The organism is Hyphomonas sp. (assembly GCF_013823385.1).
GTDB lineage: Bacteria > Pseudomonadota > Alphaproteobacteria > Caulobacterales > Hyphomonadaceae > Hyphomonas.
Window position 1 is genome coordinate 23038 of the sequence record NZ_PNMA01000019.1, and the last position, 25869, is coordinate 48906.

28 protein-coding genes are annotated in these 25869 nt (G+C 64.1%); 16 read left to right on the top strand and 12 right to left on the bottom strand.

Annotation, left to right across the window (positions count from 1 at the left end):
• The first annotated feature begins 22 nt into the window (after positions 1 to 22).
• Complete coding sequence (locus tag C0456_RS12045; RefSeq protein ID WP_291052300.1) at positions 23 to 1027, top strand: HWE histidine kinase domain-containing protein; 1005 nt, start codon at positions 23 to 25, stop codon at positions 1025 to 1027.
• Positions 1028 to 1038: 11 nt separating this feature from the next.
• Here the strand turns inward: C0456_RS12045 and C0456_RS12050 are convergent, their stop codons facing one another.
• Entirely contained in the window at positions 1039 to 1800 is a 762-nt protein-coding gene (locus C0456_RS12050) for an alpha/beta hydrolase (RefSeq protein ID WP_291052303.1), read from the bottom strand.
• Between the two features lie 74 nt (positions 1801 to 1874).
• Here C0456_RS12050 and C0456_RS12055 point away from each other — a divergent pair, with 74 nt between their 5' ends.
• Both C0456_RS12055 and C0456_RS12060 read left to right on the top strand, forming a co-directional pair.
• On the top strand, positions 1875 to 3026 hold the full coding sequence (locus C0456_RS12055) for a glycosyltransferase family 4 protein (RefSeq protein WP_291052306.1): 1152 nt from the start codon (positions 1875 to 1877) through the stop codon (positions 3024 to 3026).
• A gap of 4 nt (positions 3027 to 3030) precedes the next feature.
• A complete protein-coding gene (locus C0456_RS12060; protein WP_291052308.1) occupies positions 3031 to 4068 on the top strand; it encodes a glycosyltransferase family 9 protein in 1038 nt (345 codons plus the stop codon).
• 26 nt (positions 4069 to 4094) lie between these two features.
• Here C0456_RS12060 and C0456_RS12065 read toward each other — a convergent pair whose 3' ends face one another.
• A complete protein-coding gene (locus tag C0456_RS12065; protein ID WP_291052310.1) occupies positions 4095 to 6611 on the bottom strand; it encodes a zinc-dependent metalloprotease in 2517 nt (838 codons plus the stop codon).
• Positions 6612 to 6798: 187 nt separating this feature from the next.
• On the opposite strand from C0456_RS12065, the gene infC reads away from it, so the two are divergent.
• From infC to C0456_RS12120, 11 genes are all read left to right on the top strand, one after another.
• Positions 6799 to 7341, top strand: a complete 543-nt coding sequence (gene infC / locus C0456_RS12070; RefSeq protein ID WP_367179262.1) for a translation initiation factor IF-3 — start codon at positions 6799 to 6801, stop codon at positions 7339 to 7341.
• Positions 7342 to 7369: 28 nt separating this feature from the next.
• Positions 7370 to 7978 (top strand): hypothetical protein, encoded by a 609-nt coding sequence (locus tag C0456_RS12075; protein ID WP_291052314.1) that lies wholly within the window; start codon positions 7370 to 7372, stop codon positions 7976 to 7978.
• A 148-nt stretch (positions 7979 to 8126) separates the two neighbouring features.
• The gene (gene rpmI / locus C0456_RS12080; RefSeq protein WP_011645460.1) at positions 8127 to 8327 is read left to right on the top strand and encodes a 50S ribosomal protein L35; all 201 of its coding nucleotides are present in this window, start codon (positions 8127 to 8129) and stop codon (positions 8325 to 8327) included.
• A gap of 58 nt (positions 8328 to 8385) precedes the next feature.
• A complete protein-coding gene (gene rplT, locus C0456_RS12085; protein ID WP_035593801.1) occupies positions 8386 to 8748 on the top strand; it encodes a 50S ribosomal protein L20 in 363 nt (120 codons plus the stop codon).
• Positions 8749 to 8769: 21 nt separating this feature from the next.
• Positions 8770 to 8931: a hypothetical protein gene (locus tag C0456_RS12090; protein WP_157532615.1), complete on the top strand. Its 162-nt coding sequence runs from the start codon at positions 8770 to 8772 to the stop codon at positions 8929 to 8931.
• A gap of 131 nt (positions 8932 to 9062) precedes the next feature.
• Complete coding sequence (pheS, locus tag C0456_RS12095; protein WP_291052318.1) at positions 9063 to 10139, top strand: phenylalanine--tRNA ligase subunit alpha; 1077 nt, start codon at positions 9063 to 9065, stop codon at positions 10137 to 10139.
• Positions 10139 to 12532 carry a phenylalanine--tRNA ligase subunit beta gene (gene pheT, locus C0456_RS12100; RefSeq protein WP_291052321.1) on the top strand — a complete coding sequence of 798 codons (2394 nt, stop codon included), beginning with the start codon at positions 10139 to 10141 and terminating at the stop codon, positions 12530 to 12532. The genes pheS and pheT overlap by 1 nt, the downstream gene beginning before the upstream one ends.
• A gap of 25 nt (positions 12533 to 12557) precedes the next feature.
• A complete protein-coding gene (locus C0456_RS12105; RefSeq protein ID WP_291052324.1) occupies positions 12558 to 13376 on the top strand; it encodes an ion transporter in 819 nt (272 codons plus the stop codon).
• Complete coding sequence (gene dapB, locus C0456_RS12110; protein WP_291052327.1) at positions 13369 to 14199, top strand: 4-hydroxy-tetrahydrodipicolinate reductase; 831 nt, start codon at positions 13369 to 13371, stop codon at positions 14197 to 14199. Before C0456_RS12105 ends, dapB begins: the two co-directional genes overlap by 8 nt.
• A 99-nt stretch (positions 14200 to 14298) precedes the next feature.
• On the top strand, positions 14299 to 14703 hold the full coding sequence (locus C0456_RS12115; protein WP_035593812.1) for a PTS sugar transporter subunit IIA: 405 nt from the start codon (positions 14299 to 14301) through the stop codon (positions 14701 to 14703).
• Positions 14703 to 14996, top strand: coding sequence for an HPr family phosphocarrier protein (locus C0456_RS12120; protein ID WP_291052330.1), 294 nt, complete (start codon positions 14703 to 14705; stop codon positions 14994 to 14996). The genes C0456_RS12115 and C0456_RS12120 overlap by 1 nt, the downstream gene beginning before the upstream one ends.
• Before the next feature lie 22 nt (positions 14997 to 15018).
• Here C0456_RS12120 and C0456_RS12125 read toward each other — a convergent pair whose 3' ends face one another.
• The 3 genes from C0456_RS12125 to C0456_RS12135 form a co-directional block, all read right to left on the bottom strand.
• Positions 15019 to 16581, bottom strand: coding sequence for a 2-isopropylmalate synthase (locus C0456_RS12125; RefSeq protein WP_291052333.1), 1563 nt, complete (start codon positions 16579 to 16581; stop codon positions 15019 to 15021).
• A gap of 151 nt (positions 16582 to 16732) precedes the next feature.
• On the bottom strand, positions 16733 to 17482 hold the full coding sequence (locus C0456_RS12130) for a VTT domain-containing protein (protein WP_291052335.1): 750 nt from the start codon (positions 17480 to 17482) through the stop codon (positions 16733 to 16735).
• Positions 17483 to 17535: 53 nt separating this feature from the next.
• Positions 17536 to 18504: an oxidoreductase gene (locus tag C0456_RS12135; protein ID WP_291052337.1), complete on the bottom strand. Its 969-nt coding sequence runs from the start codon at positions 18502 to 18504 to the stop codon at positions 17536 to 17538.
• A gap of 146 nt (positions 18505 to 18650) precedes the next feature.
• Between C0456_RS12135 and C0456_RS12140 the strand changes: the two genes are divergently transcribed.
• Entirely contained in the window at positions 18651 to 19262 is a 612-nt protein-coding gene (locus C0456_RS12140; protein ID WP_291052338.1) for a hypothetical protein, read from the top strand.
• Here the strand turns inward: C0456_RS12140 and C0456_RS12145 are convergent.
• The gene (locus tag C0456_RS12145; protein WP_291052341.1) at positions 19259 to 19723 is read right to left on the bottom strand and encodes a polymer-forming cytoskeletal protein; all 465 of its coding nucleotides are present in this window, start codon (positions 19721 to 19723) and stop codon (positions 19259 to 19261) included. The two genes, C0456_RS12140 and C0456_RS12145, sit on opposite strands and share 4 nt — an antisense overlap.
• Before the next feature lie 27 nt (positions 19724 to 19750).
• Here C0456_RS12145 and C0456_RS12150 point away from each other — a divergent pair, with 27 nt between their 5' ends.
• The gene (locus C0456_RS12150; RefSeq protein WP_291052344.1) at positions 19751 to 20485 is read left to right on the top strand and encodes a GH25 family lysozyme; all 735 of its coding nucleotides are present in this window, start codon (positions 19751 to 19753) and stop codon (positions 20483 to 20485) included.
• A 12-nt stretch (positions 20486 to 20497) separates the two neighbouring features.
• Here C0456_RS12150 and C0456_RS12155 read toward each other — a convergent pair whose 3' ends face one another.
• Genes C0456_RS12155 through C0456_RS12180 form a run of 6 tightly spaced genes read right to left on the bottom strand, consistent with a single transcriptional unit; the run spans position 20498 to position 25853 of the window.
• Positions 20498 to 21064, bottom strand: coding sequence for a GNAT family N-acetyltransferase (locus C0456_RS12155; protein WP_291052347.1), 567 nt, complete (start codon positions 21062 to 21064; stop codon positions 20498 to 20500).
• Between the two features lie 14 nt (positions 21065 to 21078).
• On the bottom strand, positions 21079 to 22098 hold the full coding sequence (ilvC, locus tag C0456_RS12160; protein ID WP_291052350.1) for a ketol-acid reductoisomerase: 1020 nt from the start codon (positions 22096 to 22098) through the stop codon (positions 21079 to 21081).
• A 51-nt stretch (positions 22099 to 22149) separates the two neighbouring features.
• Entirely contained in the window at positions 22150 to 22761 is a 612-nt protein-coding gene (locus tag C0456_RS12165; RefSeq protein WP_291052351.1) for a hypothetical protein, read from the bottom strand.
• Complete coding sequence (ilvN, locus tag C0456_RS12170) at positions 22761 to 23327, bottom strand: acetolactate synthase small subunit (protein WP_035593831.1); 567 nt, start codon at positions 23325 to 23327, stop codon at positions 22761 to 22763. Before ilvN ends, C0456_RS12165 begins: the two co-directional genes overlap by 1 nt.
• On the bottom strand, positions 23324 to 24022 hold the full coding sequence (locus C0456_RS12175; RefSeq protein ID WP_291052354.1) for a hypothetical protein: 699 nt from the start codon (positions 24020 to 24022) through the stop codon (positions 23324 to 23326). Before C0456_RS12175 ends, ilvN begins: the two co-directional genes overlap by 4 nt.
• 34 nt (positions 24023 to 24056) lie before the next feature.
• Positions 24057 to 25853 (bottom strand): acetolactate synthase 3 large subunit, encoded by a 1797-nt coding sequence (locus C0456_RS12180; RefSeq protein ID WP_291052356.1) that lies wholly within the window; start codon positions 25851 to 25853, stop codon positions 24057 to 24059.
• Positions 25854 to 25869 lie beyond the last annotated feature (16 nt).

Here is a 25869-nt window from a genome sequence, read left to right on the forward strand (position 1 = left end):
TTTCGTCGCGGCCGAGGGGCGATTGTCCCGCCCGGCTGTCCTGGCCACATATGTGGCCAGCCTGGCCATCTTTGCGTTGGCCTTCGGCCTGCGCAGCTGGTTTGATCCCTATCTGCCGCCGGGATTTCCCTTCCTGACCTTCTTCCCGGCGGTGATTGTCACTGGCTTCGTCTTCGGGGTGCGCCAGGGAATTCTGGTTGCGCTGCTCTCGGCATTTGCGTCCTGGTATTTCTTCATCCCGCCGGTGGGAGCAGACTTTTCGGCCGGCACCTTGCTGGCCATGGGCCTCTACGTGTTTGTGGTATCCACAGAGCTGGCCCTGATCGCCCTGATGATGCATGCCTTCCGCGCCGAAGCCCGCGCTCTTGAAGAGACGCGCCGTCTGGTCGACCAGCAGGAAACCATGGCGCAGGAACTGGACCACCGGCTGAAGAACATCTTTGCCACCATGAATGCGATCATTTCCCTGTCGCTGCGGGGCGTCACCAGCGCGCAGGAACTCGCTGCCCGCCTGCGCGAACGCGTCAGTGCGCTGGGCCGGTCAAATCTGCTGCTGCGCGGTTTCCGGGCCGGGGAAGAAGTGGGGCTCCATTCCGTCATCGAGCAGGCCCTCGAGCCCTTCTCGATCATCGGTACGCCGCGGCTGAGCGCAGCGGGGGCGCATATTCCCATCGGCGGGCAGACCCTGGTGGTGATGGGGCTGACCCTGCATGAGCTGGGCACCAACGCGGCCAAATATGGCGCGCTCAGCGTGCCGGGCGGAAAGGTGCTGCTTTCCTGGCAGATGGAACGGGATACCGGCACCGGCGCAGAAAACCTGCTGTTTGAATGGCGCGAGACAGGGGGCCCGCGCCTTGAGGCCGAAACGCGCGGGGCAGGCGGCTTCGGGTCAACCCTGATGAGCCGCGTGATCGCCAATGTCGGCGGGCACACCGATATCGGCTATCCGCCCGAAGGCGCCCTGGTGCGGATCATCCTGCCCGCCGAAATGCTGAACCCGGAAAACCCGGAAATCCCGGCAGCCTGAGACGCGCCGCTTCAGGCGCCGGTCAGCTTTGCCGCCACATCCGCGCACGCCGCCAGCAGCCGGGCCACATCCTGTTCCCGTGACAGGCGGTGGTCGCCGTCCTTGATCAGGGTAAGGACGACATCGGACGAGGTGAGCCGCTCATTGATCTGCAGCGCATGCGGCCAGGGCACGTCCGGGTCTTGCATCCCCTGCAGGATGCGCACCGGGCCATTGAATTCAATCGGCGCGTCGAGGATCTGCCACTGGCGGCCATCCTCGATCAGCGCCTTCGTGATCGGGTCGGGCGTGCCATAGTCTGACGGGCGCAGCGTCAGGCCCTGGGTCATCACCTCTTCCTGCTGGGTCTGGCTGAGCCCCGCCCACATCAGCTTTTCGGTGAAGTCCGGCGCCGGCGCGATGAGTACCAGACCCTTCACACGGCTTGGCCGGGCAAGCGCGGCGAGCAGCGCCATCCACCCGCCCATGCTGGAGCCGACCAGAATGAGCGGGCCGTCTGAAAGGGCGTCTATGGCGGCCAGTGCATCTTCCCGCCAGCTGGAAATTGTTCCGTCCTCGAAACGGCCTTCTGATTCGCCATGGCCGGAATAGTCAAACAAAACAGCGCCATTCCCGTTTTCCCAGGCCCAGCTGCTGACAGCCTGCGCCTTGCCGCCGGCCATGTCGGACCGGAAACCCGACAGCCAGAGGAAGGTTGGCCGCCCGTGGAGGGGCGGGATTTTGTTGAAAGCGAGCCGGCGGCCCTGAGGGGAGGTGAAATATTCCGTTGTCATGACTGCTGCCTTCCGCCATCTCTCTCGCCTGTCAAGCGAGTAGTCAGGGCCGCGTGTTGGGCGAACTTCCAGAAATGAAGAACAGGGTGATCCTCCAGGTCGCGCCCGAGCTTTCGGCGGGCGGGGTGGAACGTACCGTGCTGGAGGTGACCGAGGCCATCGTCGAGGCGGGCGGGCGCGCCCTGCTTGCCAGCCGTGGCGGAAGGCTGGAAGCCGAATTCGAGCGTCTGGGCGGCGAACTCTTCCGTATGGATGCAAAAAGCCGCAACCCCCTCACCATCCGGATCAATGAAGGCAAGCTGCGCCAGATCATCCGTGGAGAGAAGGTGGACCTTGTGCATGCCCGCTCCCGCGCTCCGGCCTGGAGCGCTTTTGCGGCGGCGAAGGCAGAAGGCGTCCCCTTCGTCACCACCTATCACGGCGCCTATTCGGGAACCTCGGGCCTGAAGCGCGCCTATAATTCGGTGATGGCCAAGGGCGATATCGTCATTGCCAATTCAAACTGGATTGCCGAGCATATCCGCGCGGTCCACGAGACACCGGCCGACAGGATCGTCACCATCCCGCGCGGGGTGGACCTCGCCGAGTTTGATCCCAAGGCCGTGGCACCCGCCCGCATTGAGGCCATCCGGCAAAGCTGGGGTCTTTCAGGCGACAAGCGCCTGACGCTGTTCCTCCCCGGCCGCCTCACCGAATGGAAAGGGCAGGGCCTCGCCATCGACGCCTTCGCCGCGCTGGCACCCGACGAGCGCGCCGGCATGGTGCTGGTCCTTGCCGGAGACCCGCAGGGGCGCGACCGCTATGTCGATGAGTTGCAGAACAAGATCACGGGCATGGGGATTGAACGCGCGGTGATCATCGCCCCGCATATCACCGACATGGCCGCCGCCTATCTTGCCTCTGACATCGTGCTCGCCCCCTCCATCCGCCCGGAAGCCTTTGGCCGGGTGGCGGCAGAGGCCGCGGCGATGGAGCGTCCGGTGATCGTGTCTGACCATGGCGGCGGCCGCGAAACCGTCATCGAATACGAGACTGGCGCGCGGGTTATGCCGGGGGACGCCAGGGCGCTTTCCGGGGCGCTGCGGGCGATGATCGGCCTTGGCCCGACCGTGCGCGCCGCGATGGGCGCGGCCGGCCGGGCGCATGTGCTGCGCCATTTCTCCAAGAGGGGGCTTCAGACGGCGACACTCACCGTCTATAAGCGCCTGTTGGAGAAGGGGAATTGATCACTTGTCGAGTGCGCGCGGCAGCGGCGCCAGCCCGGTAAATCCCGGTGCCAAGGCGAAAGAGGTGCTGGTCATCAAGCTCAGCGCGCTGGGAGATTTTGTCCTGGCGCTGGGCGCCATGCGCGCTGTGCGGGAGTTTCACCCGTCTGCCCGCATCACCCTGCTGACCACCCCGCCTTACGAGGAATTCGCCAGGACCTGCCCGTATTTCGACGTGGTGGAAACCGATGGCCGGCCCGAGGGGCTGAAAGCGACGAACGCGCTGCTCTCCCGCCTGCGCAAGGCGAAATACGACATCATCTATGATTTCCAGACCAGCGGGCGCACCCGGAACTACTATTCGGTGCTCTCGCGTGGCGGGAAGGCGCCGCTCTGGTCCGGCCATCATGAGAAGGCGGCCTTCTTCCATGACAATCCGGCCCGCGCCGGCATGCACTCGATTGACCGGCTGGCCGAGCAGCTGGAGGTCGCGGGCGTTGCGCCCCAGGGCCGCTGGCTCGGCAAGAGCGGTCCGTTTCCCGATCTTGGCTGGGTGCGGCCGAAGCTGGGCGACACGCCCCGCCTCAGCCCGGCCTATTTCGGCATCCAGAAGCCTTACATGCTGCTGATCCCCGGCGCGTCTGAACACCGGGAAGCCAAGCGCTGGCCGGTCGAGAACTATGCGGAGCTCGCCAAACGCATTGCCGATCTCGGCATTACGCCGGTCGTCATCGGCGGCAAGGCCGAAAGCGCCATCGCCCAGGAACTGGTGAAGCGCGAGCCGCGCGTCAAAAGCCTCGTCACCCGCACAGATCTCTTCCAGATCGTGACGCTGGCGGAAACGGCGGTCTTCGTCGTCGGCAATGATACCGGTCCAATGCATATGGCAACGCTCGCCGGCGCCCCCGGCATCGCCCTCTTCGCGCTGACCGAAAGCAACCCCGACCATTCCGCCCCGCGCGGCCCCAAAACCGTCATCGTCAACTCCGCCCCCACGCTGAAAGAGCTGTCGGTGGACGATGTCTGGCAATCAGTCCGCGCGTTGGGGATCGCGCCCGTCTGAGGGCGTATCCTCGGGGCAAGCCCCGCCTACTCAGCTCCGCAATGCCAGCATTCCTCGATCTGGCCCATGGCGCCGGTCATCGAGCCGATGGGGGCGCCGGCGGGGGTAGGGGGCGCCGGGCGCAGGAGGGCGGCGGGCAGGTCGTCCCCGGCCAGATGCTTGCCGATCATGTCTGCCAGCGCGCGCGAAGTGTCCGGATTTGTCCGGATTTGTCCTCTTTTTGACCCGGAGAGTCGCGTCTGGAGCCCGGCGAGGTAGCTGTCTGTCACGGCCTTGACGCCCGATGACGCCGCTTCGCTGCGGGAAAGGCCAATCAGCTCCGCCACAAACCGTGTCTGCACAATTCCGCCCAGCGCGGCCAGGCGCGGGCTTTTTTCCTCAACGAAAACAGCCGTTTCCAGCCGCTCCATGACCTGCCTGAGCGTCAGCGCGCCCGGATCGCGCGCCTCATACGCCATCAGCCGGTTGGCGCGGGCCGGATCGAGCACCGACGACAGGGTCACTCCTGCAGCAATCTCTGCAGAAGCGGCCAGATCGAACACTGGCCCCGTGCGGTTCGGGAACAGCTCCTCAATCGTGCCCCCGCCGGCATAGCCCACGTCACCGGGCGTCAGGTAATTCAACACGGAGTCCGGCAGATCGAGCGCTTCAGGTTTCAGTGTGTTTACAAGGGCTTCCAGCGCCCGGCGCTGCTCGGCAGCCGCCACCGGCACGGCCGGTGTCTCGCCTTCGCCCTTCACATGATAGCGGAAATCGAGGCCCCCGATGCTCTTGGCGGCGGCCTCCACCTGATAGCGGTGGTAAAGATAGACCGGCACGATCACGGCATTCAGCTCAGACAGCGGCCGCCCATCGGCGAGGGCTGCGGGGCCAAAACTGGCCAGCGCTATCCGGCGGACAGCCATCACCTCGTCGAGCATTCCGATGGGGTCTGCGCCATTGTCCCAGACCGCGCCGAAGGGGTGGCCTGTGTCCTTGCTGCGGGCATGATTGTCGGAAACGAAGCGCAGGCCGCTGCCATAGGCCTCGTCCACGAGCTGGTTGAGAGCGGCCTGGTTGTCCCCGCCTTCGGGGAATTGGGCGTAGAGCCATTTCACCGTAAAGATGTCCCAGGCGCCCAGGCCGGTCGCATAAGCATTTCTAAAGTCGAGCCCGCCATCCGCCGCCGGGCGCACCCAGGGCGCCGGATAATCCATCACCGAGGCCCGGTCATTCGTGCTGGCCGCAAAATTATGCGCAAATCCAAGGGTGTGGCCAACCTCATGGGCTGAAAGCTGGCGGATACGGGCAAGTGACACCTCCACCGGATCATCGGCCACGCCGGTGCCCGTCTTCGCCGCGCCAGCCAGGCCCTCAAGGATCATCCGGTCCTGCCGCACCCGCTGGGAACCCAGGATAACGTTCGCCTTCAGGATCTCGCCCGTGCGCGGGTCCATCACGCTGCCGCCATAGGACCAGCCGCGCGTCTGCCGGTGGACCCAGTTGATGACATTGTAGCGCACGTCCAGCGGATGGGCGCCTTCGGGCAGAACCTCCACTCGGTAGGCATTCTCGAAGCCTGCCGCTTCAAACCCCTGCGCCCACCAGCTGGCCCCTTCGACAAGGGCGTTGCGGATTTCTTCCGGCGCGCCATTGTCGACATAGAAGACGATCGGTTCCTTCACCGGGCCAGAAGCGGCTGCCGGGTCTACCCGTTCCAGCCGCATGCGCGGGGAAAAGCGGGAGACGAGCGGCGCGCCCAGCGGGGCGGAGAAGTCGTGAAAGCCCATGCCGATGCTGGCGGTGCGCTGGTCGAAGGCGCGCGGGGTGTAGCCGTCATCCGGCAGGCGCACGAAGGAGTGGTGCAGCACCAGCGTCACCGCGCGGGCATCGGCCGCCGTCGCATAGGTCTGCGCGTTGGGTTTGGAGGTTTCGAAGGTCAGGAAGGCGTCGATCTCGGCATTGTCCGGGAAGGACAGCACCGCGCCCGGATCCGGCATCGAGCGGTCTGCCGCCAGGCGGTAGTCGCCCGCATCCTTGCCATGCTTCAGGGAACTGGCGATGTCGCTCGCGTCGCGCGTCAGAAAGTCGGAAAGGTCGATCAGCAGGCGGCCATCGGCGCCGATGGCCTCGATGCCCGTGGACCAGAGGAAGGAATTGGCAAAGCTCTGCTGAACGGAGCGTTCCTCATCGATGCGGCCAGACGTGGCGCGGTATCGCCAGTTCTCGGCCTCGGCCACCACCTTCTCGCCGATGCGGCGGAAGCGGACGATGTCGCCGGAGGTGGCGTTGCCCCGGTCAAGGCCAATCGGGTTGGAGCCGAGCCCGGCGGTGAGACCCGTGGAATAGATGAAGCGAACGGAGATGCCGGTCTCATCCGGCGCGGGCAGGGCGGCAAACACCTTGCCGGCGGCCTTGTCGACATAGAGATCGAGAAAGCCGGGCTTTGCCTCAAGGCCTTCAATCTTGCTGGCAAGGCTCGCTGGCGCTTCCGGCCTGGGCTGCGCGAAGGCGGGGCCAGCCAGCAGCAGGCAGCCGGCGGCAAGGATTGCGGCAAGTTTCATGGCGATGCCCCCAAGGCGTTGTTTCTCTAGGCTGCGATTAAGGGCATCTTCGCCCCAAGGGCAATTCCGGCAGCTAACTTTGGCAGTTGCATTGCGCTCTTGCGGCTGCCAAAGCCTCGCGCCTTGAAGATTGCCCCGAACACGGGCATATTCCGGCGACTTTCTGAGCAACCAAAGGAGATCTCCCATAGCTCGCAGACCTGAAGCCGATGCGCCGCCCAAAAAGCAGGCTGGCCCCCGCATCAACGAAGAAATCCGCGCCGCAAAAGTGCTGCTGATTGACGAGAATGGCGAGAAACAGGGTGTGATGCCCCTGGCCGCCGCGCTTGACGCGGCTCGAGAAGCATCGATGGACCTGGTCGAAGTGTCGGCCGGTCAGGAAGTTCCGGTCGTCAAGATCCTCGACTATGGCAAGCTGCGCTTCGAAGAGCGCAAGAAAAAGGCCGCAGCCAGGAAGAAGCAGAAATCTTCCGAGCTGAAAGAGATCAAGATCCGTCCGAACATCGACAAGCACGATTATGAAGTCAAAGCGCGCGCCATAGCCCGCTTCTTCGAAGAAGGCGACAAGGTGAAGGTCACCCTGCGCTTCCGTGGCCGCGAGATGGCACACCAGCATCTGGGCATGGAGCTTCTCGAGAAGATGAAGAAGGATTTCGAAGAAACCGCAAAGGTCGAACTCGAACCCAAGCTCGAGGGCAAGCAGATGACCATGGTGCTTGCCCCGCGCTGAGACCTGACGGGGCCTGGGGGCAGGGGAGATGGTGAAGCTGATCCTTGCGGGGGTGCTGCTGATGGTCTGCCTGCCCCTGAGCGCCCTCGCCGGTCCGGCCCGCACGGTCGCGCTGCCTGATGAGGGCGGCCGCATAACGCTTCCGCCCCGCTACGATGTTGTCGCTGAGGGTGACTATCGCTGGCGCGATACCGGAGGTGTCTTCGCCTATCGCAAATACCGGTCGATGGCGTCGGGGACGAGTGAGTGCGACGGCATGATTGCAGTGGCGCGGTCAGATGCGCATGCAAGCCTGGATGCCTTCGTGAGTGCGTCGCGCGCGGCATTGACGACGCGCTGGGCCTTTGCAGACGAGACAGAGGGGCGGTGGTATGGGCAGCCAGATACACGCTTGCCTGTAGAGCGCCGGGACGGGCCCTTGGGGCCGGAACTCACCGGCCCCTTGTCGGTGCATATTGTCGGGTTCTTCGATGTGTATGACAAACCAGGGCGATTCTATGCGGTCGAGCATGAGGCCGGCGTCCGGATCGCGATCTGGATCTTTGACAGTCATGGCGGGGAAGCCCGCGCCCGCAAGATGGCGGCGGCTATGGCAAAGTCCTTCTCAAATGAGGGCGATGGCGGAAAAGCCTGGTGAGGGCGGCGCGCACGACGCCCCCTTGATTCCTTCCGCCTGATCCGCCATAAGCCGCCACTTCCGGACTTTGGGGCGACGGCATTGCCCCCTGTCCGTGTGTCCTGGGCCGCCAGTTCTGGTGTGAGCTCTACAGATTAAGGAGACAAAGATGCCGAAGATGAAGACCAAGAAGGCCGCTGCGAAGCGCTTCAAAATCACTGCAACGGGCAAGCTGAAGCACGGCGTCGCTGGCAAGCGTCACCGCCTGATGAGCCACAACGCGAAATACATCCGCCAGAACCGCGGCACGTCCGTCGGCGCCAAGGCAGATGAAGCCCGCGTGAAAAAGTACCTGCCTTACGGCCTCTGAGGCTGGGCAGACCCCTTTAACCCCGTTGATTTTGAACACTTTCTGACAGGAGGCCACGATGCCCCGTTCACGCGCCAAAGTTCCCGCCCACGCCCGCCACAAGAAAATCCTGAAGCAGGCCAAGGGTTTCCGCAACCGCCGCAAGAATACCTTCACCAACGCCCACGCCGCCGTCTGGAAAGCCGGCGAGTATGCGTATGTTGGCCGCAAGGTTAAGAAGCGCCAGTTCCGCTCGCTCTGGATCCAGCGTATCAACGCTGCCGTCCGCATCCATGACGAGAACCTCAACTACTCGACCTTCATCAACGGCCTCACCAAGGCTGGCATCGAAGTCGACCGTAAAGTGATGGCTGACCTCGCCGTGCGCGAGCCTGAGGCTTTTGGTGCGCTCGTCGCCCAGGCCAAAGCCGCCCTCGCCTAATCCAGCCCGGAGAGAAACAAGATGTCGAAATCCCCGAACAGCGTTCTCACCGCCGGCAAGAAGCCGCGCGTCAAGCGCCGCAACGCCAAATGGACCGCAAACCTTGGAAAGCGGGCAAAGATCCGCGTGTTTGGTAACACCAAGCGCGCACGCCTTGCTCGCAAGAAGGCTGCGCGCGCCTGATCGGCGCCCCCGGCCTCGCCTCGTTTTCTGAGACGCCCGTGGGTTCCGGCCTGCGGGCGTTTTGCTGATTGCCTCGCCCTTATCCTAGCGACTAGAAAGCCGCGACGGTCTGACCTGAAAGGGAATTCCAAGTGTCCGACATAACCGCGATCGAACAAGAAGCCCTCGCCGCCATCGCGGCGGCCGGCGATCTGGCCGCGCTGGACGCCGTGCGCGTGGCCGAGCTGGGCAAGAAGGGGCGCGTCTCGGGCCTCATGGGCGCCCTCGGCAAGATGAGCCCGGAGGAGCGCAAGGCGCAGGGGCCTTTGCTCAACACCCTCAAGACCCGCGTGGACGAGGCCATCCGTGTGCGCAAGGCTGCGCTGGAAGCCGCCGAGCTGGAAGCGCGCCTGGTGACCGAGCGGGTGGACCTGACTTTGCCGCCCGCGCCCGGCCCCGGCGAAGGCGCGCTGCATCCCGTTATGCAGGTGTTCGAGGAAATCGCGGCGATCTTCGGTGATATGGGCTTCACCGTGGCCGAAGGGCCAGACATTGAAGACGACTGGCACAATTTCACCGCGCTGAACTTCCCGCTGGGCCACCCGGCGCGCGAGACGCACGACACCTTCTTCATGAAGGCGATGGAAGGCGACACGCCCAAGGTGCTCCGTACGCATACCAGCCCCGTGCAGGTGCGCACGATGATGGAAGAAAAGCCGCCGATCCGCATTCTGGTGCCCGGCCGCGTCTACCGGAACGACTGGGACGCAACCCATACGCCGATGTTCCATCAGGTCGAGGGGCTCGTCATCGAGAAGGGCATCCATATGGGCCACCTCAAAGGCTGTCTGATCGATTTCGTGAAGGCCTTCTTCGAGGTCGACACCGTGGTTTCGCGCTTCCGGCCTCATTTCTTTCCGTTCACGGAGCCTTCGGCCGAGATGGACGTGAAATATTCCCGCAAGGGCGACGCCATCGAGATTGGCGAAGGTGACCGCTGGATGGAAATCCTCGGCTGCGGCATGGTGCATCCCAATGTGCTGCGCAATTGTGGCATTGATCCGGACGTGCATCAGGGCTTCGCCTTCGGCATGGGGGTCGACCGTCTGGCGATGTTGAAATACGGTATGCCGGATCTGCGCCCGTATTTCGAGGCCGACCCGCAATGGACCCGCCATTACGGCTTCTCGCCCTGGCTTACACCATCCGTCAGCGGAGGGCTCAGCTGATGCGTTTCTCCCTTTCCTGGCTGAACGATCACCTTGTCACCAAGGCGTCGCTTCAGAACATTCTCGATCTGATGCTCAAGGCGGGCCTTGAGGTTGAAGAGGTGATTGACCCGCGCGAAAAGCTCGCGCCCTTCACGGTCTGCAAGGTGATCGAGGCCAAGCCGCATCCGGACGCCGACAAGCTGCGCGTCTGCACGGTGGAAACCATCGACGGCACCAAGCAGATCGTCTGCGGCGCGCCGAACGCGCGCACGGGCATGACGGCAATCTATGCGCCGCTCGGCACCTTCATTCCCGGCCTCGATTTCGCGCTCGACAAGAAGCCGCGTGCCATTCGCGGCATCGAGAGCCATGGCATGATGTGTTCCTCGCGGGAGCTGGAAACCGGCGATGATCATGACGGCATCATTGATCTGCAGGGCGATTTCAAGGTCGGCACGCCAGCCGCTGAGGCGCTCGGCCAGACCGATCCCGTGATCGATTTTGAAGTGACGCCCAACCGGCCGGACTGGCTCGGCGTGCAGGGTATTGCGCGCGATCTGGCGGCCGCCGGGGCAGGGCGGTTCCTGCGCAACGACCCGAAGAAGATCAATGGCAGCTATGACTGCCCGGTCGACATCAAGCTGGAGGCCGCTGAGGCCTGCCCGATGTTTGCCGGCGCGCTGATCCGCGGCGTCACGAATGGTCCGTCTCCGGACTGGATGCAGGCGCGCCTGAAAGCGGCGGGTCTGCAGCCGAAATCGCTGCTGGTCGATGTAACCAACTACATCTCGCTGGACCGGGCCCGCCCGCTGCACGTCTACGACGCCGCCAAACTTTCGGGCGCCGTCGTAGCGCGTCTTGGCAAGGCAGGCGAAAAGCTCGAGGCTCTGGACGGAAAGACCTATCCGGTCACGGAGGACATGTGCGTCATCGCCGACAGCTCCGGCGTGATCGGACTGGGCGGCGTCATGGGCGGCGTTTCCACGGCGGTTTCTGCGGAAACAACCGATGTGTTCATCGAATCGGCCTGGTTCGATCCGTTGCGGACGGCCCGCACAGGCCGCGCCACCGGCATCCATTCGGATGCCCGCTACCGCTTCGAGCGCGGTGTTGATCCGCAAAGCTGCGTGGATGGCCTCAATCTGGCGATTGCGCTGATCCTGGAATATGGCGGCGGTCAGGTCTCGAAGGCGAAGATTGCCGGGTCGATCCCGATCCGTACGAAGAAGGTCACCTTCTATCCTGTGGATGTCGAGCGCCTGACCGGCCTCATCGTCAAGCCGGCGGAAATGAAGCGCATCCTCAAGGATCTTGAGTTCGACATCGAGGACGCGGGCGATGCCTGGTATCTGATGCCGCCCTCGCACCGTTTCGATATGGAGCAGTCGGCCGACATCGTTGAGGAAATAGCGCGCCTGATCGGTTTCGATCAGCTGCCGACCACCTCCCTGCCACTGCCCGAAGGCGGGCGCCGCGTCATCACCACGCCGCGTCAGGCGCGGGTGGCGATCTCCCGGCGCGTGATGGCCGCGCGCGGCTTCCTTGAGGCGGTCACCTGGAGCTTCATGGCACGGGAACATGCCGAGCTGTTCGGCAAGACCGAAGACGCCCTTGGTGTGGCCAATCCGGTCGCCAGCGAGCTCAACTACATGCGCCCCTCCGCGCTGGGTAACCTCGCCCAGGCCGCCCAGCGTGCCCGCAATCGCGGCGAGCGCACCGTGCGCCTCTTCGAAGCTGGGCCGATCTATCTCGGCGATGGACCCAAAGATCAGCGTACGGTCGTTGCCGGGCTTGTGCTCCCAGCCGCCGAGCGTCACTGGCAGGGGCGCGCGGCGCCCTATGATGCCTATGCCGCCAAGGCAGATCTCTTTGCGCTGCTCGCCGCGCTGGGCCAGCCGGGAGACCGGTTCCAGGTTGCCGCGCCGACCCAGCCGCACTGGCATCCCGGCCAGGCCGCCAGCCTCAAGCTCGGCCCGAAAATGACGGTTGCCAATTTCGGGGCGCTGCATCCCGGCGTGCTGAAGGCGCTGGATGTCGAAGGCCCGGTCTATGCGTTCGAGCTCAATCTCAACGCCCTGCCGGTGATGAAGGTGAAGGCGACCAAGACGCGGCCCGTGCTGGAACGCGCCGAGCTGACGCCCATCCGCCGCGACCTTGCCTTCCTGGTCGACGCCGGTGTGGCGGCTGGTGAGATCGTGCGCCATGCCCAGTCTGCCGAGAAGCAGCTGATCACCTGCGTGGACGTGTTTGACGTCTATCAGGGGCAGGGCGTTGCCGAGGGCAAGAAGTCGGTTGCAATCGAGGTGACCCTTCAGCCAAAGGAAGCCCTGAAGGACGAGCAGATCCAGCAGGTGATGGAGCGCATCGTCGCTTCCGTCGCCAAGGGAACCGGCGGTGTGCTAAGAGGCTGACAGAAACAGCAAGGGGACGGCTGGGATGGAACTGAAACGGCGGCTTTACGAGGCATTGGCGCCCGAGGCGCGCCGGACGGGTCTATCGGTCACCAATACCTGCATTGTGGGGCTGGTGATCCTCAGCTTCCTCTTCCTGGCGCTGGAGACCGAGCCGACCCTGCATGAGCCGGGCTGGGAGCTCGTTTTCGATGTGTTCAATGTCGCCGTGATCTGCATCTTCGCGCTGGAGTATATCGCGCGGGTGTGGAGCGCCGGGATTGATCCGGCGTATCGCGGTTTTCGCGGGCGCCTGCGTTTCATGACGCAGTTCTATTCGATTGCAGACCTGCTCGCCTTTCTGCCGGAGCTGATCCTGATGGCGATGGGCTCAGGCGTGTCGCTGCTGGTGCTGCGCGTGCTGCGCCTGGCGCGTCTGATCAAGATTGCGCGCTTCATCCCCGCCTTCGAGGCGTTGGGCGCGGCGGTGCGGCGGGCAAGCTCGCTGCTCCTGACTTCGCTCGCCCTCGCGGTGACGCTGGTTTATGTGGCCGCTGTGCTGCTCTATTTCGTCGAGGGTGTCGGCGGAGAGCAGCAGGAGGCTTTTGCGTCCATTCCGCGCGCCATCTGGTGGTCTGTGGCCACACTGACGACTGTGGGGTATGGCGATGTCTATCCGGTGACCCCGCTTGGCCGCTTCTGCGCCGGCATTATCGCGATTGTGGGGATCGGTGTCGTGGCGCTGCCGGCGGGCGTTTTCGCCAGCGCCTTCTCCGACGAGCTGCGCGAGCGGGAGCTCTCCAGCCTGCGGAGCGAACTGGAACAGACAAGGGCGGACGCCGCCGCGGAGAAACCGAATGACTAAACCAGAGGCCGCCATGAGTGTCGCCATCGCAGGGATTGCCGGGCGGATGGGGCGCCAGCTGGCGGCCGTTTCGATTGACCGGGGCATTCATATCCAGGGCGGCACCGAAGTTGCCGCCGCAAATGTGTATGGTGAAGACATCGGAATTCTTGCCGGGCGGCGTGCCATCGGGCTGAGGCCCGTGGCAGCTGTGGCAGACGCCGCTCAGGGCGCCGCTGTGTGGATTGATTTCACCCGCCCGGAAGCCACCCTCTCCGCCCTGCATGCGCTCGCCGTGACCTCGGTACGCGCCGTGGTCATCGGCACGACGGGTTTCTCTGAGGCTGAGGAAGACGCCATCAAGGCGGCTTCTTCGCGCTTTGCAATTGTGAAGGCCGGGAATTTCTCCATCGGGGTGAACCTGCTCGAAGCGCTCACCCGTCTGGCCGCCAGCCGTCTGGGCACGGACTGGGATATCGAAGTGCTGGAAACGCATCACCGCATGAAAGCGGATGCGCCCTCGGGCACAGCCCTGATGCTGGGCGCCGCCGCTGCCGAGGGCAGGGGGGCGCCGCTCAGCGCGCTGCGGGCGCCGCCTTATGATGGCCCGGAAGCCCGCCGCGAAACCGGCAAGATCGGGTTTTCCGTGCGCCGCGCGGGCGGCGTGATTGGGGAACACGAGGTGACCTTCGGCTCCGAAAAAGAGCTGATCTGCCTTTCCCATACGGCACTTGACCGGTCGGTCTTTGCCGAGGGCGCGCTGCATGCGGCGATCTGGGCAGCGTCCCAGCCGCCGGGCCTCTACGATATGAACGATGTGTTGGGTCTTGGCCACACCGGCTGAGGAAAGCATCGCATCTTCAGCCGAATGCGCCTTGACGCGCCGCAGCATCGTGACAACGTGACGGTAGTTTAACGTTCAGGGTTGTATCCCAGTAGCGGAATGATCGGCATTGTTGTTGTCAGCCATGGAAGATTGGCCCACGAGCTCGTCGCGGCAGCGGAGCACGTCGTAGGCCGCCTTTGGCGTGCGCGGGCTGTCTCCATCGACTCAGACGACGATCTTGATCAGAAGCGCGAGCAGATCCTCGCGGCGGTCAAGGCCTGCGATGATGGCCATGGCGTGGTGGTGCTGACCGACATGTTCGGCGGCACGCCGTCCAATCTTGTCCTTTCCATTCGCGGCAATGTGCCGATGGAAATCGTCTCGGGCGCAAACCTGCCGATGCTGATCAAGCTGGCCGAAGTGCGCGAAGTTCTGAGCCTCGACGAATCGGCCCATGCCGCTGCCGAAGGTGGGCGGAAATACGTAACCATCGCCTCCGAGCTGCTCGCCAGGCTGCCCTGATGTCGAGTTCCGTTCCCACCGCGTCTGCGCGCGCAACCATTGTCAATCGCAAGGGCCTGCATGCGCGGGCCTCTGCCAAGGTTGCCAAGCTTGCCGCCGAATATGATGCCAAGGTGATCGTGCGCCATGAAGGCGAACAGGCCGATGCCCGCTCGATCATGGATCTGCTGATGCTGGTGGCCCATACCGGCTGCGAGATTGAGCTGACCGCGAACGGTCCTCAGGCGGTCGAGGCTGTCGAAGCCATCGCCGCGCTGGTCGCCGATGGCTTCGGGGAGCGGGACGGGGGCTGATCAGCCCGCCGCCAATCTCTGATCAAGCCGCCTTGCTGCGCTTGGCCTTGCGAACTTCAAACTTGTTGAGCGCGTGCAGATAGGCCTTGGCGCTGGCAACCAGCGTGTCGGGGTCCGATGAGCGGCCGGTGGCCATGATGCCATCGCCATTCAGCCGTACAGAGACGGTCGCCTGCGCGTCCGTGCCGCCGGTAACGGCGTGCACCTGATAGAGTTCCAGGATCGCCTGATGTGGCACCAGCTGGCGGATGGCGTTGAACACGGCGTCCACCGGCCCATTGCCGCGCGCGATGGAATACTTGTCTTCGCCGTCGATGGTCAGGTCGATTTCGGCCGTCTGCGGACCTTCCGTGCCGGCCACAACGCGCAGGCGCTTGAAGCCGATACGCTCGCCTTCAGCCGCCAGCTGTTCATCCACCAGCGCGATGATATCGTCATCGAACACATGCTTCTTGCGGTCGGCGAGATCCTTGAAGCGCTTGAAGGCATCGTTCAGCGCGTCGCCTTCCAGGAAATAGCCCATGGATTCAAGCTTGTCGCGGAAGGCATTGCGGCCTGACAGCTTGCCCATCACCAGCGAGGTCTTGGCCACGCCGACATCTTCGGGCTTCATGATCTCGTAGGTCTCGGAATTCTTCAGCATGCCATCTTGGTGGATGCCGCTTTCATGCGCGAAGGCATTCTTGCCGACGATGGCCTTGTTGTACTGCACCGGAAAGCCGGTGATCCGGCTCACCATGGCAGACGCGCGGGCCAGATAGCTCGAATTGATATTGCATTCGTAGGGCAGCGTATCCCCGCGCACCTTCATCGCCATCACGATCTCTTCAAGCGCGGCATTGCCCGCCCGTTCGCCGAGGCCGTTGATGGTGCATTCGATCTGGCGCACGCCGTTGGAAAGACCGGCCAGCGAGTTGGCAACCGCCAGGCCAAGGTCGTTATGGCAGTGGGCAGACCAGATCACCTTGTCGGAGTTGGGGATGTTTTCGATCAGCCTGCGGATGAGCGCGCCATATTCTTCCGGGTGGGAATAGCCCACCGTATCAGGCACGTTGATCGTGGTGGCGCCCGAGGCGATCGCCGCGTCGATACATTTGCACAGGAAGTCGAACTCGGTACGGGTCGCGTCTTCCGCGCTCCACTCCACGTCATCCACCAGATTGCGGGCCTGGGCCACGGAGCGGCCGACCGCTTCCAGCACGGCATTCGGCCCCATTTTCAGCTTGTGCTTCATATGCACGGGGCTGGTGGAGATGAAGGTGTGGATGCGCGGGCGGGCGGCCTTGCGCACGGCTTCGGCGCAGCGGTCGATATCGGCCGGGGTAGAGCGGGAGAGGCCGCAGATCACGGCGCTCCTGGACTGGGCCGCCACAGCGCTGACGGCGGCAAAGTCGCCCTCCGAGGCGGCAGGGAAGCCGGCCTCGATGATATCGACGCCCATGTCTTCCAGGAGGGTTGCCAGTTCGAGCTTTTCGTTATGCGTCATCGACGCGCCGGGCGACTGCTCGCCGTCGCGCATGGTGGTGTCGAAAATGAATACGCGGGGTTTCTTTGCGGATTTCGCAGATGGGTCTTGGGAGGTCATGGTTTTGCGTCGCTCAGCGGGATGTAGGGAAGAAAAGGGTTCTTTTTCTAATGTCCCCTGGCCGCGCGACCGCCCTCAGACTCGGGCGTCGGTCCCCGGCCAGGGGCCGGTAAGCAGGCGAAGAAGGGGCAGAACTTTGCGCATGGCCACTCTAATCACCGGCCTCAGCGGCGCTGTCAACCGGGGAAGCTGTCTCGTCCGCAATAATTTGCCGCGCGCGGGCGGCCCGGCGCCGGAAATAGACATATCCGCCCGCATAAACGGCGACGGCCGCCAAAGCGGTCAGGATCGCGATGCCCAGATTGCCCTGAAGCGCCGCCAGCAAGCTGCGCCCGGCAAAGGCGACAAGGGCAATCTTCGGAATAATGCCGACGCCCATGCCAATCCAGAAATCGCGGAACTTGGCGCTGCTGACGCCGAACGCCATGTTCACCAGCAGGAAGGGGCCGGTGGGTACATTGCGCACAATTGCACTCGTCACCAGCGCGTTGCGCCCGACAAAGCGTGACAGCTTCTGCGCGCTGCCCCCTGCATAGCGGCGGAAGGCCTGTTCCCCGGCTGCCCGGCCAACCCAGAAGGTCAGCCCGCCGGAAATCATGTTGGCGATCCAGGAATAGCCCGCCCCATACCATGGCCCGAACACCGCCACGGCCGCAGCGATCAGCGCAAATTGCGGAATGCCCACAAAGGCGGCCACGCAGAATACGGCGATCACGGCCACCAGCCCCCAGGGGCTTCCGCTGAGCGTTGCCATCCAGCCGGTCACCCTATCGGCATCGGGCAGCAGCCCGGCCTTGCCAGCGGCAAACACCCCGGCAATCACCAACAGAAGGCCGACTCCCAGAAGGATCGCGCGCCGCGAGGCGGGCGGGCTGCTGGAGGAGAGGTTGGTGTCGCTCATCGCGCTCTCGTGCGCTGAAAGCCCGGAAGCGTCAATCTGGACGGGGCAGGGCGTTATGCATTGGCCAGGAAGGTGTCGCTCATCGCCCACAGCCTCTCCGCGCGGGCCTCGTCGCTGATCCATTCGCGGGCATGCTCATAGCGCTGGCTTGCCGGTGTGGCGGCCTTGGCAATGTCGCAGTCTTCGCAATAGACTCCGCCTTTGCCGTCCAGCTTGGGAGAGGTGGCCGCCCAGACGGTGGTGGAGGCGCCCTGTTCGGGCGTCTTGAACATAGCCTTGACCCTCTCGGGCAGCGTGCCATCGGGATTCTTCCAGCCGAGCACGACCATTTCCTCGTCCGGCAGATGGCGCTGCAGATTGGTGAAGATCCCGCCCGGATGCACGGAGAAGGCCCGGATGCCATTGCCGCGCTCGCGCAGGTCTACCCCCAGCGCAAAGAGGGCGTTGGAGGATTTGGATTGTCCGTAGGCTTCCCATTTGTCGTATTTGCGGGACTGGTAGTTCGGATCATCCCAGATCACGTCCGAGAGGATATGCCCCGTCGAGGACAGCGCCACCACGCGCGCGCCGTCCGCTGCGCGCAGCGAAGGCAGCAGCCCCTGATACAGGCCGAAATGGCCCAGATGATTGGTCCCGAACTGGCTTTCCCAGCCATTCCCGACGCGTGCCAGCGGGCAGGCCATGATCCCGGCATTGTTGATCAGGAGGTGCAGCTTCGGCGTGGCTGCTACATGCTCCTGCGCAAACCGGCGCACGCTGGCCTGGTCGGCAAGGTCCATCGCGGCAACGCTGACGCCGTTGATGCCGGCGAGCGCTTCCCGCGCCACATCCGGCCGCCGGGCGGGCACGGTCACCTTTGCCCCGGCCTCGGCCAGCGCGCGGACGGTTTCCAGCCCGATGCCGGAATAGCCCCCGGTCACGATGGCGTGCTTGCCGGAAAGGTCGATCCCTGCGACGACTTCCCTGGCTGTACTCTTGGCGTGAAAACCAGAGCCGAGGGGTACCTGATCATTTGCTGCCATTGCGGTTTCTCCCGTATTCTTATGTGTGTTGAGGCGATGGTAGACCCGCCTGTGGCAGGCGGCTACTGCAATCTGTCTGCTGCCTTGCCCCAGCCTTGCCCCATTCTGCCGCTAAACCCTCACACTAGGAAAAGGAGACCCGATCGATGAAAAAGGTTCTCATGATGCTCGGCGCTGTCCTCGTGACGGCTGCCATCAGCCTGCCGGCCAGCGCGCAGGGCACGGCGGGACGCGTGGAGCGTACCCAGGCCGAACTCGCCATGGAGAAGGCCGAAACGGATTTTGCCAAGCTCAAGGAAACCCGAGAGGCGTCGAAAACCAAATGCGCCGCCCGGGAATATCAGGCCTGCTATGAACTCGCCGAACTCGAACGCAAGGGTCTCGGCGGCCCGCAGGATCTCTCCGCTGCGGCCAAGAACTACAAGAAAGTCTGCGATGCCAAGGATGGCCGCGGCTGCGCGGGCCTTGCCTATCTGACGGTTCAGGGCCGGGGCGTGAAGGCAAACCTCACCGAGGGCCGCCGCCTCTACAAGGCCGCGTGCGATCTGGGCGAAGTCAGCGGTTGCGCAGCCTGGGGCAACATGGCCTTCACCGGCACGGGCGGTCCGAAGGAAGTTCAGGCCGGCACCCGCGCGCTCCAGGAAGCCTGCCAGAAAGACTATGCCTGGGCCTGCGAGCGTATTCAGACGCTGGGCGCGTTCGATCCCAATGACGCCGCGCAGCAGCGCTTGCGTCAGATCGAGAAGAAGAAAAACTAGCCGGCAGCGCCGGTGGGCGTTGTCTCCGGCACTTCCGTCAGCACGCTGAGAACCTTCGCCCGCTCGATATGGGCGGGCGAGCGCTCCGGCGCGATCAGCAGATCGCCGTCAATCACCGCATTGCCCTCCACCCGCATGGACGGCGCAAAGATGGAGCCCTCAACCCGGGCGCCGGCGCTGACCTCGATCCGCCGCGCCGCAGCGACCTCTCCGATCAGTGCGCCCGCCAGCATGATCTCCCGGGCGCTGATCCGGCCCTTGATCTTTCCGGTCGCCTCAACCACCAGCGCGCCCTCGCAGTGGACGTCTCCCAAAATCTCACCGCCAAGGCGCAAGGAACCGGCCAGTGTCATATTGCCGATGACACGGCATCCGGCCGCGATAACATTGTTCGGGCCGGCCGGGGCGGAGGCCTTGGCGGGTGAGGGCGCTGGCGCCGCTCTGCCTTTGTCTTCTGCCATTCTGCCTCTCCCTGAATAGGCCTGCCGATGAAGTGCCATCATGACCAGCATGATCCAGAACGGGACACTTCACCACGGCCCGGCGCGATGAATCTGCGCCTGCGCCTTCTGTCCGTGCTGGTCACACCCTGTCTGCTTGCATCCTGCGGGCCAAGTGCCGCCCCGGTGGACGAGGCGCCCCGGCCTCTGCTGGCGCCGGGCGCCGAAGGCATCGACCTTTCCCACCATAATGGCGCCGTGGACTGGCCGCGCCTCTCCACCACCGGGCTCTCCTTCGTTTATCTCAAGGCCACCGAAGGGGAGAGCCATGTGGATACGCGGTTCCAGGCCAACTGGCAGAGCGCCCTGCGCCATCACTGGCAAACCGGCGCCTACCACTTTTATCTTCTCTGTCAGGATGGCCGCCGCCAGGCGGCCAATTTCATCCGCCAGGTCGAGGTGCGCAGCGACGCGCTGCCGCCGGCGGTCGATCTGGAGCATGCCCACAACTGCGCTCCGCGTGCCGGGCGCGCTGAAACGCTGGCAGACCTGAAGCTGTTCCTGGCCGAGCTGGAAGCAGAATACCGCGCCGTGCCGGTGATCTACACCACCCCTGCCTTCCACGCGGAATGGCTGGCGGGGGAGGGGTTTGACCGCCACCCCCTCTGGGTGCGTTCCCTCGAAGGGCCGCCCGGCTTGCCCCATGCCATCTGGCAGTATTCGATGAAGGGCCGCGTGCCCGGCGTCACCGGCAATGTCGATCTCAACCGCGCGGCAGACTGACCGCTTCAAAGCTCAGATCAACGCCTTGCCCATGCGGATGACAGGGACGGCAACACCGTTCATTTCGGCGCCGATTGTGGGCTCGATGACGCTGTATCCACAGGCTTCATAGAGCGGCACGCCCGCCAGAGTGGCGCCCATTTCCAGCCGGGTAAAGCCTTCGGCGCGCGCGGCAGTTTCGCAGAGGGCAAGCACCCTCCGGCCGAGGCCCCGCCGGATGAAATCCGGATGGGTATACATCGCGCGGATGCGGGCAGCGTCCGTATCCGGACGAAGCAGCGCGTCATTGCGCTGCGCCATGGAATGGTCGCCGCCATAGAGCGTCGCCCGGCGGCTCCAGCCGCCCGAAGCGGCCAGCCTGCCGGTTTCCGTGTCATGGATCAGGAAATAGGTGCCGTCCGCGATCAGTGTCCGGTCCAGCCCCATGATGGCGCGCGACACCGCGATCTGCTCGGGGCTCAGAAAGCCTTTCTGCAGTTCGCCAATGGCCGCGTCCATCAGGGCGGCGATCTCCGCCTCGTCGGTTGGCACCGCAAGGCGGTGGGTGAAGCCGGAGCGAGGCGAAGACCTGTCAGTCATGTGTGGCCAGGGCCCTAGTTGCGGCTCTTGTCCACCAAGCGGTCATTCTGCGCCCAGTGCATCATGCCGCGCAGTTTCTCGCCCACTTCCTCGATCGGGTGGCTGCTCATGCGCTGGCGCATGGCGTGGAAGCCCGGCGCGCCGGCCTGGTTTTCCAGAACCCAGTTGCGCGCGAAGGTGCCGTTCTGGATGTCTTCCAGAACCTTCTTCATCTCGGCTTTCGTCGTGCTGTTCACGATGCGCGGGCCGGTGACATATTCTCCGTACTCGGCGGTGTTGGAGATGGAATAGTTCATGTTGGCGATGCCGCCTTCATAGATCAGGTCCACGATCAGCTTGGTCTCGTGCAGGCATTCAAAGTATGCCATTTCCGGCGCGTAGCCAGCTTCCACGAGGGTCTCGTAACCCGCCTTGATCAGCTCGACGATCCCGCCGCACAGAACGGCCTGTTCGCCGAAGAGGTCGGTTTCGGTTTCTTCCCGGAAGGTGGTTTCGATCACGCCGGCGCGGGTGTTGCCGATGGCCTTGGAGTAGGAGAGGGCAACGGCCTGGGCGGTGCCGGTGGCGTCCTGGTGGATGGCGATCAGGCCCGGCAGGCCAAAGCCCATCTGGTACTGCGCGCGCAGCGTGTGGCCGGGGCCTTTGGGCGCCGAGAGCGACACGTCCACATCTTTCCGGGGACGGATCAGATTGTAGTGGATGTTGAAGCCGTGGCCAAACATCAGGTGCTGGCCGGCGCGCAGGTGGGGCTCGATCTCATTGGCAAACAGAACGGCCTGCTTCTCGTCGGGAACGAGGATCATCAGCACATCGGCCCATTTGGCCGCTTCGGTAACGGTCACCACTTCCAGGCCGGCCGCTTCGGCCTTCTTGCGGGAGGCGGAGCCTTCCTGCAGCGCCACCTTGATCTGCTTGACGCCGGAATCCTTCAGGTTCAGCGCATGGGCATGGCCCTGGCTGCCATAGCCGACCACGGCGACTTTCAGTTTCTGGATCAGCGAGATGTCGGCGTCTTTTTCGTAATAGATCTTCATGTGCTTGCTAAAGCTCCGGTGGATGAAAGTTGAGGGAGGGGGCTTGTCAGGTCAAACGGCGTCGCAGCTCCAGTCGCCACTGAAATTGGCGACACCGATGACAAGATTGTTGAGCTGGGTAATCGCGTCCTCGGCGCCGGCAAGGCGCGAGAAGTTGAGGGTGCGATCCCCCGCATTGATACGTGTAATGATGTCGTGGCTGTCCACGATCAGGCGGATGCTGCGCGACCCGTCCGGGTTCAGAACGACCGCTTCGCGCGGGCCATATCCGGCAGGCGGCGCGGCAGCGATCCCGGCAGCGGCCTCTTTCACCCCGGCGGCCACATCCATCGGCAGCGCCGTGCGCAGCTTGCAGGCAGGCGCCTTTGTCGCTGCTGCGCCGGGCACGGACCGGGCCTCCAGCATCTGATAAGGGCCTTCCTCGATCACATAATAGACATAGGCTGCGCCGCTGGCAGACTGGGTGTCGATAATGCGCAGCCAGGCTTCGGGCGCTGCGCCGAAGAGGCCCTCGCCCTTGCTGGCAATCCCGGCAGAGTGGGCCACATCGCAGTCAAGCCGTTCCTGATCATTCGTGGCCGGAGCACATGGCGCCGCCTGCGCCGCCGCCATCAGGGGCAGGGCGGTCAGCATCATCGCGGCCAGGGCCAGGCGCAGGGACATCAGCCCTTTTCCTTCCCGCGCTTGATCGAGAGCACGCCCGTGCGGCTCACTTCAACCAGGCCGAGCGGGCGCATCAGGTCCACAAACTGGGTCAGCTTGTCGGACGCGCCGGTCACCTCGAAGATGAAGCTCTCATTCGTCGTGTCGATCACATGGGCGCGGAAAATCTCGCCGATGCGCAGCGCTTCGACGCGCTTCTCGCCGGTGCCCGCCACTTTCACCAGCGCCAGCTCCCGCTCGATACCGCGCTTGGAATTGGTGATGTCGATAACCTCCGCCACCGGAACAAGCCGCAAGAGCTGCGCTTCGATCTGTTCCAGAATGTGGGCGGTGCCCTGGGTGACGATGGTAATGCGCGAGCGGTGCTGGCTGGCGTCCACCTCGGCCACGGTGAGGGAGTCGATATTGTAGCCCCGCCCCGAGAACAGGCCCACAACGCGCGCCAGCACGCCGGGCTCGTTATCGACGATCACCGCCAGCGTGCGGCGTTCGACTTCCTCATCCTCATGCGAGAGGAAATAGGCAGATTTCGGCGCAGGGCCGGGCGGAATGGTGCCATCGCTCATTGGGGGCGCTCCGGTGTTGTGTTGCTGGCAAAGCCGCGATCAAGAACCACATTCGGCCGCCGGGTCAGCAGCTTGCCGCGGAGGGCGCCGGTCTGCTCCCTGGCCTTGGCGCGGTTTTCCTTTGACCGGTCATCATAACGCTCGACGATTTCGTCAAGGCGGCGCGGATCAAGATGTGCCTGCAGTTCGGAAACCAGCAGGCGGCGGCATTCGTCGATGAAGTCCCCGCACTCTTCCGAGGGCGGGCCATTCTCGCGCGTGGTCGCTTCCACCTCGCGATAGGCGAACATCAGGGCGTCAAGGATCGGCGGGCGCGACCCGCGATAGGCGCCTTCCTTCTCGACCCCCTTTCCGTCCGGATCGAGGTTCGGGAAGAACATCCGTCCCCGGTCCACCAGGGTGGACAAGAGGATCAGCATGTTGGTCTTGGCGGCCAGGAAGGCGGCTTCATTGGCGTGCATGTGGCGGGTGCGCACAAAGGCGGCGCAGCGCGCCATCGTGTCGATGGCCGTGGCGCCCCAGTCGAGGCTTGCCGCATCGATGCTCTGGCGCAGGCGCTCTGTGGCGAGCCTGCGCTGCTTGCGCGTCTCACCCCGGGCGATCACCGCGCTGATGACCGCCACAATGGCAGAGAGAATGCCGATGAGGATCTCGGCATTCCCTTTGAGCCATTCAAAGATGCTTGCAGCGTCCATGACGATAATCCGCGCGTGGGCCTGTTTCCCGGTATCAGACCAGCCTGCGGCCAGCCTCTCCGATCTCGTTACCCGTTATTTCACCGAGAATCATCTGGTTGTGCGCTGATCCCGAAGGAATCATCGGCAGGCAGTTCTCCGCCCGCTCCACCCGGCAGTCGAACAGAACCGGGCCGGGATGGGTCACCATCTCCAGGATCTTCGCGTCCAGCTCTGCCGGATCGTCACAGCGGATGCCATGGGCGCCCAGCGCGTCGGCCAGTTTCACGAAGTCCGGCAGGCTTTCCGAATAGGAATGGGAATAGCGCTCGCCATGCAGCAATTCCTGCCACTGGCGCACCATGCCCATCCATTCATTGTTGAGGATGAACACCTTCACCGGCAGCTTGTGCTGAACGGCCGTGGAAAGCTCCTGCATCATCATCTGGATCGAGGCTTCCCCGGCAATGTCGATGACGAGGGCATCTGGATAGGCTGCCTGCACGCCAACGGCGGCGGGAAGGCCATAGCCCATCGTGCCAAGCCCGCCGGAGGTCATCCAGCGATTGGGTTCCTCGAAATGATAGAACTGCGCCGCCCACATCTGATGCTGGCCCACTTCGGTGGTGATGTAGGTGTTGCGGTCCTTGGTCAGCTCATAAAGGCGCTCGACCGCATATTGCGGTTTGATCACCTCGCGGGAACCGGCATAGGCAAAGCAGCGGCGGGCGCGCCAGGCATCAATCTGTTCCTTCCAGGCCGAAAGGTCGGGCATCTTTGCCTTGCGGGCTTTCAGCTCCTTCAGGATCGCTTCCAGCGCCTCGGCGCAATCGGCCAGCACCGGCACATCCACCCGCACGATCTTGTTGATCGAGGAAGCATCGATATCGATGTGAACCTTCCTGGACTTCGGCGAGAACGCATCCACCCGGCCGGTCACCCGGTCATCAAATCGCGCGCCAACGCAGATCATCAGGTCGCAGTCATGCATGGCGTTATTGGCCTCGAAGCTGCCATGCATGCCCACCATGCCCAGCCAGTCAGGATGTGAGGCGGGGAAAGCGCCGAGGCCCATCAGGGTCGAGGTCACTGGAATGCCGGTCACCGCCTGCAGCTCCCGCAGCAGCTTGGCCGCGCGCGGGCCGGAATTGATCACCCCGCCGCCGGTATAGAAAACAGGCCGCCAGGCCTTGGTCATCAGGTCCACAACCGCCTTGATCGCTTCGGGCGCAGGCTGGGTCTGGGGCACATAGGTCGGCTTCAGGATGCCGGCCTTGCCCACATAGGGCCCGGTCGCAAACTGGATGTCCTTGGGAATATCGATCACCACCGGGCCGGGCCGGCCCGTCGTGGCGATATAGAAGGCCTCATGGATCGTCCGCGCCAGCTGGTTCACGTCGGTGACAAGGTAATTGTGCTTGGCGCAGGTGCGGGTGATGCCGGTGGTGTCGCATTCCTGAAAGGCATCTGTGCCGATCAGGTGCGTGGGCACCTGTCCGGTGATCACGACCATGGGGATCGAATCCATCATCGCATCGGTGATCGGGGTCACCATATTCGTCGCGCCGGGGCCGGAGGTGACCAGCGCCACCCCGCATTTGCCGGTCGAGCGGGCATAGCCCTCGGCGGCATGGCCTGCGCCCTGTTCATGGCGCACCAGAATGTGGCGGATGGCATCCTGGCCATAAAGCGCATCATAAATCGGCAGCACCGCGCCGCCCGGATAGCCGAACATTACCGATACGCCCTGCTCCCGAAGGGCCTCCACGACGATCTGCGCGCCGGTCATCATGCGCGGGGTGGAGGTCTCTGCCGCATCAGCGGCGGGCTTGGCCTTCGTCTTGGTGGTCATGGGCTTCAGCTTCCGG